Origin of the sequence: Pseudomonas sp. NFACC37-1, from assembly GCF_900101575.1 — a bacterium.
Lineage (GTDB): Bacteria > Pseudomonadota > Gammaproteobacteria > Pseudomonadales > Pseudomonadaceae > Aquipseudomonas > Aquipseudomonas fluorescens_AA.
Genome location: NZ_FMUZ01000034.1, coordinates 1 through 13,252, shown reverse-complemented (window position 1 = coordinate 13,252; position 13,252 = coordinate 1). Strand labels below are relative to the sequence as shown.

Annotated in this window: 12 protein-coding genes; 10 read left to right on the top strand and 2 right to left on the bottom strand. The window is 63.8% G+C overall.

Annotated features, from left to right (window positions below):
- The first annotated feature begins 6 nt into the window (after positions 1–6).
- From BLP82_RS24850 to argJ, 3 genes are read left to right on the top strand one after another with little or no spacing between them, the layout of a single operon-like run.
- Entirely contained in the window at positions 7–834 is an 828-nt protein-coding gene (locus BLP82_RS24850) for a GNAT family N-acetyltransferase (protein WP_092174358.1), read from the top strand.
- A gap of 19 nt (positions 835–853) precedes the next feature.
- Positions 854–2,311 (top strand): class I adenylate-forming enzyme family protein, encoded by a 1,458-nt coding sequence (locus BLP82_RS24845; RefSeq protein WP_092174355.1) that lies wholly within the window; start codon positions 854–856, stop codon positions 2,309–2,311.
- Positions 2,308–3,465 (top strand): bifunctional glutamate N-acetyltransferase/amino-acid acetyltransferase ArgJ, encoded by a 1,158-nt coding sequence (gene argJ / locus BLP82_RS24840; RefSeq protein ID WP_092174352.1) that lies wholly within the window; start codon positions 2,308–2,310, stop codon positions 3,463–3,465. The genes BLP82_RS24845 and argJ overlap by 4 nt, the downstream gene beginning before the upstream one ends.
- Positions 3,466–3,607: 142 nt before the next feature.
- Here the strand turns inward: argJ and BLP82_RS24835 are convergent, their stop codons facing one another.
- Positions 3,608–4,465: an SDR family oxidoreductase gene (locus BLP82_RS24835; protein ID WP_092174347.1), complete on the bottom strand. Its 858-nt coding sequence runs from the start codon at positions 4,463–4,465 to the stop codon at positions 3,608–3,610.
- Positions 4,466–4,652: 187 nt separating this feature from the next.
- Here BLP82_RS24835 and exbB point away from each other — a divergent pair, with 187 nt between their 5' ends.
- The 6 genes from exbB (at position 4,653) to BLP82_RS24805 (ending at position 11,626) form a co-directional block, all read left to right on the top strand.
- Positions 4,653–5,624, top strand: coding sequence for a tonB-system energizer ExbB (gene exbB, locus BLP82_RS24830; protein WP_092174491.1), 972 nt, complete (start codon positions 4,653–4,655; stop codon positions 5,622–5,624).
- A gap of 6 nt (positions 5,625–5,630) precedes the next feature.
- Positions 5,631–6,059: a TonB system transport protein ExbD gene (exbD, locus tag BLP82_RS24825; protein ID WP_060740040.1), complete on the top strand. Its 429-nt coding sequence runs from the start codon at positions 5,631–5,633 to the stop codon at positions 6,057–6,059.
- Positions 6,056–6,814 carry an energy transducer TonB gene (locus BLP82_RS24820; RefSeq protein ID WP_092174344.1) on the top strand — a complete coding sequence of 253 codons (759 nt, stop codon included), beginning with the start codon at positions 6,056–6,058 and terminating at the stop codon, positions 6,812–6,814. Before exbD ends, BLP82_RS24820 begins: the two co-directional genes overlap by 4 nt.
- Before the next feature lie 326 nt (positions 6,815–7,140).
- Positions 7,141–8,061, top strand: coding sequence for a hydrogen peroxide-inducible genes activator (locus BLP82_RS24815; RefSeq protein ID WP_053126577.1), 921 nt, complete (start codon positions 7,141–7,143; stop codon positions 8,059–8,061).
- Between the two features lie 9 nt (positions 8,062–8,070).
- A complete protein-coding gene (gene recG / locus BLP82_RS24810; RefSeq protein WP_060740038.1) occupies positions 8,071–10,146 on the top strand; it encodes an ATP-dependent DNA helicase RecG in 2,076 nt (691 codons plus the stop codon).
- A gap of 79 nt (positions 10,147–10,225) precedes the next feature.
- On the top strand, positions 10,226–11,626 hold the full coding sequence (locus tag BLP82_RS24805) for an aminoacyl-tRNA deacylase and HDOD domain-containing protein (RefSeq protein WP_092174340.1): 1,401 nt from the start codon (positions 10,226–10,228) through the stop codon (positions 11,624–11,626).
- A gap of 185 nt (positions 11,627–11,811) precedes the next feature.
- Here BLP82_RS24805 and BLP82_RS24800 read toward each other — a convergent pair whose 3' ends face one another.
- Complete coding sequence (locus tag BLP82_RS24800; RefSeq protein ID WP_092174336.1) at positions 11,812–12,195, bottom strand: helicase; 384 nt, start codon at positions 12,193–12,195, stop codon at positions 11,812–11,814.
- A 535-nt stretch (positions 12,196–12,730) separates the two neighbouring features.
- Here BLP82_RS24800 and BLP82_RS24795 point away from each other — a divergent pair.
- On the top strand, positions 12,731–13,114 hold the full coding sequence (locus BLP82_RS24795; RefSeq protein WP_092174331.1) for a DUF6124 family protein: 384 nt from the start codon (positions 12,731–12,733) through the stop codon (positions 13,112–13,114).
- Positions 13,115–13,252 lie beyond the last annotated feature (138 nt).

Below are 13,252 nucleotides of genomic sequence, written 5' to 3'. Positions count from 1 at the left end.
GCTGCCTTGAACATCCACCCCCTCGCGCCGGATCAATACCCCCAGTTGCTGGCTTTTATCGGCCAGTCGAACGATGCCGACGCCCAGTTGTTCCTCGCCGGCGCACTGAGCAATCGCGCCGAGGGACTGCAAGTCTATGTGCGTCAGGAGGGCGGCCACCTGCTCGGTGCCGTCGCCCTGTTGCCCAGCCTGCCGCCGTTCGCCGTGCCGGTCATCCTCGTTGCCGGCGAGCCGGACGCAGCGTTGCTGGCACACGTTGCCGCAGGGCATGTCAGCCCGCAGATGGCGATCGGTCCCAAGGCCGTCCTGGAGCGCTTGCTGGAACACTGGCCGCCCGCCTGGCTGCCGCTGATCGGGCGGCGCGACGAAGTGCTGCTCAAGCAGTTCGCCCCTTTCCCGGTCGAATCGACGCCGGCACTCAGCACCCGCCTGGCCGGGCCTGAGGACGAAGCCACCCTGGTTGGCTACCGGATCCAGATGGAGAAAGACTCCGGCGTAAAGCTCGTGTCCAGTAGCGAACAGGCCACGCATACCGTCCGCCAGCTCACCCAGCGCCAGGCGCTGCATGTGATCGAGGTGGACGGCCAGCTCGGCGGCTGCACGGCCCTGACCAGCCAGGACGAACAGCACGAGCAACTGGGCTTCATCTTCGTCGAGGCCCGTCACCGGCTGCGTGGCGTTTCGGACAGGCTGCTGAGTGACGTCTGTGCCAGCATCCACCGCCGCCAGCGCAAGCCGCTGACGTTTACCTGCAGCGGCGGCCCGTTGCGTCATCGCCTGGGTGAGATCGGCTTTCGCACAGTGGGCGAACATTTGAAGCTGTATTTCGGCTGATCACCAAGGAAACCAACGAATGTTCCAGCGCCAGTTCCTCAGCATGGTTGCGCATCATCGAGACCATCCGGCAGTCATCGACAGCCACGGCACGTCCAGCACCTACGGCGACCTGCTGCAAGCCATCGACCTGTTGCGCGCCCGCTTGCAGGCTGCGGGCCTGCGAGAAGGCGATGTGGTGGCGACCCAACTTGGCAACAGCACCGGCTATGTGGCGCTCTTGTTCGCCATGGCCAGCCTGGGCCTGGTCCATTGCCCGATCAATCTGGCCAGCAGTGCCGAGCACCGGGCGATGCGCCTGGCCCAGGTCGGTGCCACCGTTCTGGTCAATGAACGGGGCATCGTACCCGACGGCATCGATGTACCCGGCTTCGCCCTGCACACCTCGATCCCCGTCAACCAGGAAGCTCCCGCCTGGCAGGAGCGAACCGGGCTGATGCGCATGCAGGAAACCTCCGGCAGCACGGGTACGCCGAAACTCGCCCTATGGCGCCAGGACCGCCTGTTTCGGGAGATCCTGCACTGGGTCGAGTGCGCCGGCCTCGATGACAGCGCGCGCTACCTGAACATCCACACCCTCGATGGCGGCCATGCCGTCGACCTCCATGTGTTTCCTGCCTTGCTGACGGGCGCCACGCTTTACCTGGGCGAAGCGTCCCGAATCGAGGACACCCTGCGCACCCTCGACGAGAAGCGCATCAGCGTGATGAGCGCGTTGCCCTCGCAATACCTGGCGCTGGCGCAAGCCGCGCAACGGCTCGGCACCCGGTTGCCGGCGCTGACCCGGCCGTTCTGCGGCGGCGCCTACCTGGACGATCAGGTGGTGCTGGAAGCCGAGCGCGGTCTGGGCATACACATCAAGCGAATCTATGGTTCCACCGAGTTCGGCATGATCCTGGCCAATTTCGCCCCCGGCCCACAGGTCAACTGCGGCATGCGTGCGGTGGGGGATGTCGAGGTGACACTGGCGGTACTCGACCCCGCGCAGCCGGAGGTCGGCGAAATCGTCGCTCGCTCCGCGCATCGGGGCTCCGGTTACTTCCCCCTCCCGGCCAACCCGGTCGAGGACGACACCTATCCCACCGGGGATGTCGCCCGCAGACTGGACGATGGCAGCCTGATGCCCTTGGGACGAACGAACGACGCCCTGCTGACCGCACAGGGGACACAGTTCACGCCCGCCCTGGAAGGACGTCTTGCACAGTCGCTGGTACTCGAACGGGTGGTCGTGCTGGTCGACGAACAGGATCGCCGTCGCGCCCACGTGGTGCTGCAAGCCAGTCCCGTCATCGCTGCTCAAAAGCGCTCGACGCTTGTCATGCTGCTGGAGCGACTGGGCGTTGCCGCTGGCATCGCGGCGATCGAAAGGATACCGTTGACGCCGACCGGCAAGCCGGACCGCATGCGCTTGCGCATGCTGCTCGGCACAAGGCACACAGGCATGGAATCAATCATTCATCTGAAGGACCTGACATGAGCGCCACGCACATTCAGCCAAAAGGCTTTCGTAGCATCATCGCCAACCTGGGCATCAAGGACAGCCGCGACGATTTCATGGCCGTCATCTCCGACGTGCCGGCCAGCATCAGTGCCGTGTTCACTCAATCGCGCTTCGCCGGCCCGAGTGTGACGCTGTCCCGCGAGGTCGCCCAGCGTGATACCGCACAAGGCGTGGTGGTGATCGCGCGCAACGCCAACGTCGCCACAGGCCCCGAAGGCTTGGCCAATGCCCAGGAAGTTCGCGCGGGGCTGGCCCGGGCTGTGGACGTCGACCCGCAGGCGCTGGTGATCGCCTCGACCGGCGTGATCGGTCGCCAGTATCCGATGGAGAAGATCCGCACCTTCCTGGGCAACGTACCGCCCCTGCAACCCGCCGACTTCCAACGCTGCGCGGCGGCGATCATGACCACCGACACCCACACCAAGTACGCAGCACGCCAGGTCGGCAACGCAAGCCTGGTGGGCATCGCCAAGGGCGTGGGAATGATCGAGCCGAACATGGCGACCCTGCTGACGTTCTTCTTTACCGATGCCCGCATCGCCCCCGATGTGCTGGATGCGCTGTTTCGTCGGGTGATCGACAAGACCTTCAATGCCTTGAGCATCGATACCGATACCTCCACCAGCGACTCCGCGGCGATCCTCGCCAACGGACTGGCGGGCGAAGTGGACATGGTCGAATTCGAGCAAGCGCTTTATGACATCGCCCTTGGGCTGGTGCGCATGATCGCCTCGGACGGCGAAGGCGCGAGCAAGGCGCTGGAGGTGCACGTCACGGGGGCGCGTGATGATGCGCAGGCCAAGCGTGTGGCCAAGGCCATCGTCAACTCGCCGCTGGTCAAGACCGCTGTCCATGGCGCAGACCCGAACTGGGGGCGCGTAGCCATGGCAATCGGCAAGTGCGAGGCAGAGCAGGACATCGACCCGGACAAGGTACGCATCGTTTTCGGTGAGACCGAGGCGTATCCGCACCAGTTGGACGAGGCCGGGCTACTGGCGGTCAAGGGTTACCTGCAGGGCAAGGAAGTGCTGATCTCGGTAGACCTGAACATCGCCCAAGGACAGTTCACCGTCTATGGGTGCGATCTTTCGGAGGGTTACATCCGCATCAACGCCGACTACACGACCTGAGTGCAGGCGTGGGCTGGAGTTCGAGGGTGGATCCATGGTGCCCGTGCATTCGATGGGCACCACGGCGCCTGCGCGGGCCACAGCAATAGCGGCTCACGGCCAACGAGCGAGCCTAGGCCCCAAAGGCATCGTTGATGCCGTGTCAGCAGCGCCCTTCCAGAATCGCCGCATACCCCTCGCGAAAACTCGGATAACGCGGCGACCAGCCCAGGGCCTTGGCCCGGGCGTTGCTGCAGCGCTTGCTACCGGCGCGGCGGACGCTGGCGTTTTCGGCCCATTGGGTGACACCCATGTAGTTGCGCAGCCAGCCCACCACGTCGGCCAGCGCGGCGGGAGTGTCGTCGACGCCGATGTAGCAGTCTTCCAGGGGCTTGCCCTGGCGATCGGCTTCCAGCAGAAAGGCCAGCAGGCCCGCCGCGTCGTCGGCATGGATGCGGTTGGCGTACAGGGGCGGATCTTCCACCACGCTGTAGCCCTGGCGCACCTGGTTCAGCAGCCATTCGCGGCCCGGGCCATAGATGCCGGTCAGGCGCACGCGGCTGGCGGGGATACCACTGTCCAAGGCCACTTGCTCGGCTTCGAGCATCAGCCGGCCGGAATACCCCCCGGCCACGGTGGGCGAGGTTTCATCCACCCATTCCCCCGCTTGCTGCCCATACACACTGCTGCTGGACACAAACAGCAGACGCTTGGGCCGCTGCCCGTGCTGCTCCAGCCAGCCCAACACATGCTGCAAGCCTTCGACATACGCCGTGCGATAGCCCGCTTCGTCATGGTCGGTGGCCGCGGCGCTGTACACCAGGTAATCCAGCGAACCGGTGGGCCAATCGGCCGGGCATTGCTCGCTGAACAGATCCCCCGCCACCCCGATGACGCCGGCCGGCAGGCTCGAAACCGTACGCCGCAGGCCATGGACCTGCCAATGTTCGGCCAATAACTGGCGGGCCAGGCGGCCGCCGATATCACCGCAGCCGGCGATCAAAACAGAAGGCGCGGACATCAAGAACTCCTCTGGCAAAGCCGCAGACTAGCCTCCGAGGGGGACGAGCGGCTAGCCATGGGACAAAAAAAGTAACTGTATTACTTTTGTTAACAAGAATTACTTGCAATAATGCCCGCCACTTTTGTTCTCGGCCCACGAGGCCTGGAAGAACATCAACCTTCTTTTTTTCTCAGGTCCGGCCAGCATGAAACGCTCTCTATCCCCCGCTTCGCCAACCAACCGACCTCGTGCCTGGGGCACGGTAGCCGCCTTGCTGTTCAGCCTGCTGCTGGCACCTGTCGCCGCGCTCGCGGATGCGCAGACGCCCGCCACGACGCCGGCCGCCGCACCTGCAGCGGCCCAGGCGCCTGCTGACCCGGCCGCTCCCGTTGCGACGCCGGTCGCCACCGATCCAGCCCAAGCCGTCGAGGCCCAGGCACCTGAAATGCTCGAAGCCGACAATACCCTGGGCATGGCCCACGACCTGTCGCCATGGGGCATGTACAAGAACGCCGACATTATCGTGAAAATCGTGATGATCGGCCTGGCCATCGCCTCGATCATCACCTGGACCATCTGGATTGCCAAAGGCTTCGAACTGCTGGGTGCCAAGCGTCGCTTGCGCGGTGAAATCGCCGCCCTGAAAAAAGCCGCCACCCTCAAGGAAGCCAGCACCACCGCCGCGAAGGAAGGCACCCTCGCCAACCTGCTGGTGCACGACGCGCTCGAAGAGATGCGGCTGTCGGCCAACAGCCGCGAGAAAGAAGGCATCAAGGAACGCGTGAGTTTCCGCCTGGAGCGCCTGGTTGCCGCCTGCGGTCGCAACATGAGCAGCGGCACCGGCGTGCTCGCCACCATCGGTTCCACCGCCCCCTTCGTCGGCCTGTTCGGCACCGTGTGGGGCATCATGAACAGCTTCATCGGCATCGCCAAGACCCAGACCACCAACCTCGCCGTCGTCGCCCCAGGCATCGCCGAAGCCCTGCTGGCAACGGCCCTGGGCCTGGTCGCGGCCATTCCAGCCGTGGTGATCTACAACGTCTTCGCCCGCTCCATTGCCGGCTACAAGGCCCAGGTCTCCGACGCTTCGGCGCAAGTCCTGCTGCTGGTCAGCCGTGACCTCGATCACCTGCCGTCCGAGCGCAGCTCGCAACCGCACATGGTGAAAGTGGGGTAATCGGCCATGGGCCTGCATTTGAAAGAAGGCGCAGACGACGATCTGGCCGAGAACCACGAAATCAACGTCACGCCGTTCATCGACGTGATGCTGGTGCTGTTGATCATCTTCATGGTGGCCGCCCCGCTGGCCACCGTGGACATCAAGGTCGACCTGCCGGCGTCGACGGCAAAGCCTTCGCCGCGGCCGGAAAAACCGGTGTTCCTCAGCGTCAAGGCCGACCAACGCCTGTTCCTGGGTGAAGACGAGGTCAAGGCCGACACCCTCGGCGCGACCCTCGACGCCAAGACCCAGGGCAAGAAAGACACGACGATCTTCTTCCAGGCCGATAAAGGCGTGGACTACGGCGACCTGATGAGCGTGATGGACGCGCTGCGAAGCGCCGGCTACCTGAAGGTCGGCCTGGTCGGACTCGAGACGGCGCCCAAGAAATGATCACGACGCGCCAAAAGCTGACGCGTTACAGCGGTAGCCTGGTGGTGGTATTGGGCGTGCATGCGCTCGCCATCGCCCTGGCACTGAACTGGACCTCGCGCGCGCCCATCGAATTGCCGCCCCAGGCGATGATGGTCGAACTGGCGCCAGTGCCTGCCCCGCCACCGCCGGCACCGCCAAAAATCGTCACACCGCCGCAACCGCCCGAGCCGGTCGAAGAGCTGCCGCTGCCCAAGCTTGCCGAAGCGCCGAAGCCGGAAATCGCCGTGCCCAAGCCGGTCAAGCCCAAGCCCAAGCCTCAACCGCCCAAACCCAAGCCCGTGGTCGAGAAAAAGCCGGAGCCGCCGAAGGAACAGCCGTCGGAGCAGAAACCGAGCGACACTCAGCCGACCCAGGCACCGACCGAGAAGTCCGCGCAACCGGCGCCCGGCCCGTCACCGGCGCAAATGGCCGCCAAGGCCAATTGGCAGGGCACGCTGCTGGCGCACTTGGGCAAGTACAAGAAGTACCCGCCCAGGGCTCAGCAAATGAACAAGGAAGGCACCAACCGCTTGCGTTTCGTGGTGGATGCCGACGGCAACGTGCTGTCATTCGAATTGGTGGGCAGTTCCGGCACGGAGTTGCTGGACCGGGCCACACTGGAAATGATCCGCCGCGCCCAACCGCTGCCCAAGCCACCGGCGGAGTTGCTGACCAACGGCACCATCGAACTGACGGCACCGTTTGTGTACTCCATCGACAAGCGCCGGCGCTGATCGCAAATTTGCAAGCCCCTGTAACAGGGGCTTCTTATTTTTGTGGTGATTTATCCGGGTAGGGGATTTATCTGTGGCGAGGGGATTTATCCCCGCTGGGGCGCGTAGCGCCCCTAAAAATAGATGACCTCATCTTCCTGACTTCCCGACGACAGTACTGTTTTTGAGGGCTGCTGCGCAGCCCAGCGGGGATAAATCCCCTCACCACAGATAAATCCCCTCGCCACACAGACATTCGACAGTGTCACACCGCGCCCCCAGTCTGATAACGTGCGTCTATCGATTGCAGCCGGTATGCTTGGCTCGCAACTTCACGGACGCTCGCCATGACCCTCACAGAATTACGCTACATCGTGACCCTCGCCCAAGAGCAGCATTTCGGCCATGCGGCCGAGCGTTGCCACGTCAGCCAGCCGACGCTGTCGGTGGGCGTGAAAAAACTTGAAGACGAACTCGGTGTGCTGATTTTCGAGCGCAGCAAAAGCGCCGTGCGCCTGACCCCGGTGGGTGAAGGCATCGTCGCCCAGGCACAGAAAGTCCTGGAGCAGGCCCAAGGCATTCGCGAACTGGCCCAGGCCGGCAAGAACCAACTGACCGCCCCGCTGAAAGTCGGCGCGATCTACACCGTCGGCCCATACCTGTTCCCCCACCTGATTCCACAACTGCACCGGGTCGCCCCGCAGATGCCGTTGTACATCGAAGAAAACTTCACCCACGTGCTGCGCGACAAGCTGCGCAACGGCGAGCTGGACGCGATCATCATCGCCCTGCCGTTCAACGAAGCCGACGTCCTGACCCTGCCGCTCTACGACGAGCCTTTCTACGTCCTGATGCCGGCAGAGCACCCCTGGACCCAGAAAAAAACCATCGACGCGGCCCTGCTCAACGACAAGAGCCTGCTGCTGCTCGGCGAAGGCCATTGCTTCCGCGACCAGGTGCTCGAAGCGTGCCCGACCCTGACCAAGGGCAGCGAAGGGGCCAAGCACACCACGGTGGAATCCAGCTCCCTGGAAACCATTCGCCACATGGTCGCATCCGGCCTGGGCATCTCGATCCTGCCGCTGTCGGCAGTGGACAGCCATCATTACTCCCCCGGCGTGATCGAAGTCCGCCCGCTGACACCGCCCGTGCCGTTCCGTACCGTCGCCATCGCCTGGCGCGCCAGTTTCCCGCGGCCCAAGGCCATCGAAATCCTCGCCGACTCGATCCGCCTGTGCTCCGTGGCCAAGCCGCCCGCTGGCAAGTAAGCCGCGGTCATGACTGAGCTGTCGAAAGTGCCGGTCACGACACTCAAGGGTGTCGGTGAAGCCATGGCCGAGAAATTGGCCAAGGTCGGCCTGGAAAACCTCCAGGACCTGCTGTTTCACCTGCCGTTGCGTTACCAGGACCGCACCCGCGTGGTGCCCATCGGCCATCTGCGTCCGGGGCAGGATGCGGTGATCGAAGGCACCGTCAGCGGCGCCGACGTGGTCATGGGCCGCCGCCGCAGCCTGGTGGTGCGCCTGCAGGATGGCACCGGCGGGCTCAGCCTGCGCTTCTATCACTTCAGCAACGCGCAAAAGGAAGGCCTCAAGCGGGGCACCCGCGTGCGCTGCTACGGTGAGGCGCGGCCCGGGGCGTCGGGGCTGGAGATCTACCACCCGGAATACCGCAGCATCACCGGCGACGAACCGCCGCCCGTGGATGAAACCCTGACTCCGGTCTATCCGCTCACCGAAGGCCTGACCCAGCAACGCCTGCGCCAGCTCTGCCAGCAAACCCTGACGTTGCTCGGTCCCAGCAGCCTGCCCGACTGGCTGCCCACGGAACTGGCCCGGGATTACCACTTGGCGCCGCTGGCCGACGCGATCCGCTACTTGCATCATCCACCCGCCGACGCCGACGTGGACGAACTCGCCCTCGGCCATCACTGGGCCCAACATCGCCTGGCGTTCGAAGAGCTGCTGACCCATCAACTGTCCCAGCAACGCCTGCGCGAAAGCCTGCGCTCCCTGCGCGCGCCGGCCATGCCCAAGGCCAGGGACCTGCCGGCCCGCTACCTGGCCAACCTCGGCTTCACCCCCACAGGCGCCCAGCAACGAGTCGGCAACGAAATCGCCTACGACCTGAGCCAGCCCGAGCCAATGCTGCGGCTGATCCAGGGCGATGTCGGCGCCGGCAAGACCGTGGTCGCCGCCCTCGCCGCGCTGCAGGCCTTGGAGGCGGGTTATCAGGTGGCGCTGATGGCGCCCACCGAGATTCTCGCCGAACAACACTTCATCACCTTCCAGCGCTGGCTCGAACCGCTGGGCATCGAAGTCGCCTGGCTGGCCGGCAAGCTCAAGGGCAAGAACCGCGCCGCCGCCCTGGCGCAGATCGCCGAGGGCGCACCGATGGTGGTCGGCACCCATGCGCTGTTCCAGGACGAAGTGCAGTTCAAGAACCTGGCCCTGGTGATCATCGACGAACAGCATCGCTTCGGCGTGCAACAGCGCCTGGCCCTGCGGCAGAAAGGCGTCGGTGGGCGGATGTGCCCTCATCAACTGATCATGACCGCCACGCCGATCCCGCGGACCCTGGCGATGAGCGCCTACGCCGACCTCGACACCTCGATCCTCGACGAACTGCCTCCCGGCCGCACGCCGGTCAATACCGTGTTGGTCACCGATACCCGACGAGTGGAAGTGATCGAGCGCGTGCGCAGCGCCTGTGCCGAGGGCCGGCAGGCCTATTGGGTGTGTACGCTGATCGAAGAGTCGGAAGAACTGACCTGCCAGGCGGCCGAAACCACCTTCGAGGACCTCACCGCCGCCCTCGGCGAGTTGAAGGTCGGGTTGATCCACGGCCGCATGAAGCCCGCCGAGAAAGCCGCGGTGATGGCTGAATTCAAGGCCGGCGCCCTGCAACTGCTGGTCGCCACCACCGTGATCGAGGTGGGCGTCGACGTGCCCAATGCCAGCCTGATGATCATCGAAAACCCCGAGCGCCTGGGCCTGGCGCAATTGCACCAGCTGCGCGGCCGGGTGGGCCGGGGCAGCGCCGCCAGCCATTGCGTCTTGCTCTATCACCCGCCGCTGTCGCAGATCGGCCGCCAGCGGCTGGGGATCATGCGCGAAACCAACGACGGTTTCGTCATCGCCGAAAAAGACCTCGAGTTGCGCGGCCCCGGTGAAATGCTCGGCACACGCCAGACAGGTCTGCTTCAATTCAAGGTAGCCGACCTGATGCGCGACGCCGATCTGCTCCCCGCCGTACGCGACGCCGCCCAGGCCCTGCTGGAACGCTGGCCCGACCACGTCAGCCCGCTGCTGGATCGCTGGCTGCGTCATGGGCAGCAATACGGCCAAGTGTGAGCACGCGCTCAGTTTTCCAGACCCGCGTGCAGGACAAGCTGGTTATACTGACCAACTTGTAGGAAAACGGATACAGACCATGACAGAAGCTGCCCTCGTCCCCGAAGCCCCGCACGCTCCGTCTGTTATTCGGCTGTTGCTCGAGAAATTGGGCATCGGCTATGACGAAGTACTCGAACGACCCGGCCTGAACCCTGCCCGCAAAGTGCAGGCGGTGTTGCTGCACGACGCCGTTGGCGCGCTCATGGTGCTGTTTCCGCAAAGCCAGCTGCTGGACCTCAACCGCCTGGCCGAACTCACCGGGCGCAAGCTCACGGCAGTGCCGACCGAACGCCTGGAGCGCATGCTCGGCAAACACAGCCTGAGCCTGCTGCCCGGCCTGCCGGCGCTGACCAGCTCACCGTGCCTGTATGAAGAAAGCCTGCTGCGCGAACCGAAGCTGCTGATCAACTCCGGCGAGCCGGGGCTGCTGCTGGAAGTGACCAGCGAAGCGTTCAAGACCATGCTCACCAAGGCCAGCGCCGCGACGTTCGGCGAAGCCGTGAGCAACATCACCCCCAACCTGGACCGCCCCCACGACGACCGCGCGGAAATCACCCAGGCTGTGCAGGCGTTCACCGCCCGGCGTATCCAGCAACGGCTGGAAGAAACCATCGAGATTCCGCCCCTGGCCGAAACCGCCCAGAAAATCATCAAGCTGCGGGTCGACCCCGACGCCACCATCGACGACATCACCGGCGTGGTGGAAACCGACCCGGCCCTGGCCGCGCAAGTGGTGAGCTGGGCCGCCTCGCCCTACTACGCGTCGCCGGGCAAGATTCGTTCAGTGGAAGACGCCATCGTGCGGGTACTGGGCTTCGACCTGGTGATCAACCTGGCACTGGGCCTGGCCCTGGGCAAGACCCTGAGCTTGCCCAAAGACCACCCGCAACACACCACGCCGTACTGGCACCAGTCGATCTACACCGCCGCCGTCATCGAAGGCCTGACCCGCGCCATGCCGCGCGCCCAGCGTCCCGAGGGTGGCCTGACCTACCTGTCCGGCCTGCTGCACAACTTCGGTTACCTGCTGCTGGCCCACGTGTTCCCACCGCACTTCTCGCTGATCTGCCGACACCTGGAGGTCAACCCGCACCTGTGCCACAGCTACGTGGAACAGCACCTGCTGGGAATCAGTCGCGAACAGATCGGCTCATGGCTGATGCGCTACTGGGACATGCCCGACGAACTGGCCACCGCCCTGCGCTTCCAGCACGACCCGCACTACGACGGCGAATACGCCGCCTACCCGAACCTGGTGTGCCTGGCCGTGCGCCTGCTGCGCTCGCGAGGGATCGGCTCCGGTCCGGACGAGGAGATTCCCGATGCTCTGCTCGAGCGCATAGGGCTGTCTCGGGACAAGGTCAATGACGTGGTCAGTAAAGTGCTTGAAGCCGAAGCGCTACTGCGCGAACTGGCTTCGCAGTTCAGCCATGGCTGAATAGATTCACCTGCCTTGTGCAAGTGAGTGAAGCTCTTGTGGCGAGGGGATTTATCCCCGCTGGGCTGCGAAGCGGCCCTAAAACCAACCTCCCCAGTCATGCAGGCTAAACACAGTCAACCTTTTTGGGCCTGCTGCGCAGTCCAGCGGGGATAAATCCCCTCGCCACAAGTATCCGCAGCGCCTCAGATCTTCGCTTTCGCCTTCCTCGGCTTCAAGTACTTGGTCAGCCCCTGAAACCAGATCACCAGCGCCGGGTTGCCCTTGATCTGGATCGACTTGTCCTGAATCCCCATCATGAATGCCAGTTGCTTGTTCCTGGCCTGCATCGTGGCGAAGCCATAGGCGGCGTCCTTGAAGGCGATGGCGAAGGCCGGGGTCGGATAAACGCCGGACTGGCTGGTGATGCGCTGGTTTTTCACGGTGAAATGCCGGGCGACCTTGCCGTCCAGGGTCTGCAGCTGGAACACCAGCTCCTTGTCGCCCAACTGCTGCTGGAACGCCGGATTGGTCCGGCTGGCCTTGCCCATCAACAACCCCAGCATCCACAGCAGAAAACGAAATTTCATGGGCACAGCCTCGTGAGAAAAGATCAATGCTGGCAGTTTAGCGATTCTTCGGCATAACGCCATCATCGGATCGCTTTGTCGGAAGATAAGCTGGTTTTCGCGAAAGATGACTACCAAGTCACAAAACTAAAAATCAAAAGATCGCAGCCTTCGGCAGCTCCTACATCGGTTTCTGTAGGAGCCGCCGAAGGCTGCGATTTTTTGATCCCTTTCCCCTGCCCAACCCTCGGACATTTCCTTCAACACGCCGGGCTGTTCGTGAACTAGGCAGGGCTCTGGGGCACCGCTAACCTTTGTTCGTCATCGCAAAAAACGGTGACACGGACGTGCAAGTCCGGTACATATCGGCGCGCAACTGCTACGCCAAACGGCTCATGCTCGTATTGGTGTGTTTATGGCGGCTGCGTGCGGGAGACTCTCGAGGTCTGCCGGGGTCCGATATGCCCGGTCTTGCACACCCGCGCGTAGCTGCCACCTCTTTCGGTGCAACGAAAGGTGTCAGCCTTCATTCAATTACATATCGGGTAATGCATTTATGTTCAAGGTCACTCCAAATCCGCCACAAAACGGCCACAAATCCCGCGTCGAAGCGCAAGAAGAAAAAAAGCTCGAAGACGCCGCCACCCGCGCCCTCGATTACTACCTCAACCCCAAGCCCTCTGACCCACCTGAAATCGATAAAAGCCAGCTCTTCATCGTTGCTCCTCACATCGACACCGAAACCCTGCTCGCCAACGCCTCCGAAGACCTGCTGTCCATCAGCACCATCGCCGCCGACCTGGCTGACGACGTGGATGACTCACGCCGCTGCATCGCCCTGGCAATCAGCCGCATGGCCGATGGGGTGCAGTTGTTAGTCGAGCGGGCGTTGGATCATCTGGAAACCAAGGAGATGGCGGCGCCTGATGCCAAGGGGTAACGCGTGCATTGATGCAGGCTGAGCCGACGCCATCGCGAGCAAGCTCGCTCCCACAATTGGATCGGGTACAACCGCAGGAGATAGGCCGGCTACTAGGCCGCCTTCGCGGGCAAGCCCGCTCCCACAATTGGATCGGGT

Coding starts and splice junctions, on each gene's coding strand:
- BLP82_RS24845 (WP_092174355.1), top strand. CDS start 854: ATGTTCCAGCGCCAGTTCCTCAGCATGGTTGCGCATCATCGAGACCAT.
- argJ (WP_092174352.1), top strand. CDS start 2,308: ATGAGCGCCACGCACATTCAGCCAAAAGGCTTTCGTAGCATCATCGCC.
- BLP82_RS24835 (WP_092174347.1), bottom strand. CDS start 4,465: ATGTCCGCGCCTTCTGTTTTGATCGCCGGCTGCGGTGATATCGGCGGC.
- exbB (WP_092174491.1), top strand. CDS start 4,653: ATGAAACGCTCTCTATCCCCCGCTTCGCCAACCAACCGACCTCGTGCC.
- exbD (WP_060740040.1), top strand. CDS start 5,631: ATGGGCCTGCATTTGAAAGAAGGCGCAGACGACGATCTGGCCGAGAAC.
- BLP82_RS24820 (WP_092174344.1), top strand. CDS start 6,056: ATGATCACGACGCGCCAAAAGCTGACGCGTTACAGCGGTAGCCTGGTG.
- BLP82_RS24815 (WP_053126577.1), top strand. CDS start 7,141: ATGACCCTCACAGAATTACGCTACATCGTGACCCTCGCCCAAGAGCAG.
- recG (WP_060740038.1), top strand. CDS start 8,071: ATGACTGAGCTGTCGAAAGTGCCGGTCACGACACTCAAGGGTGTCGGT.
- BLP82_RS24805 (WP_092174340.1), top strand. CDS start 10,226: ATGACAGAAGCTGCCCTCGTCCCCGAAGCCCCGCACGCTCCGTCTGTT.
- BLP82_RS24800 (WP_092174336.1), bottom strand. CDS start 12,195: ATGAAATTTCGTTTTCTGCTGTGGATGCTGGGGTTGTTGATGGGCAAG.
- BLP82_RS24795 (WP_092174331.1), top strand. CDS start 12,731: ATGTTCAAGGTCACTCCAAATCCGCCACAAAACGGCCACAAATCCCGC.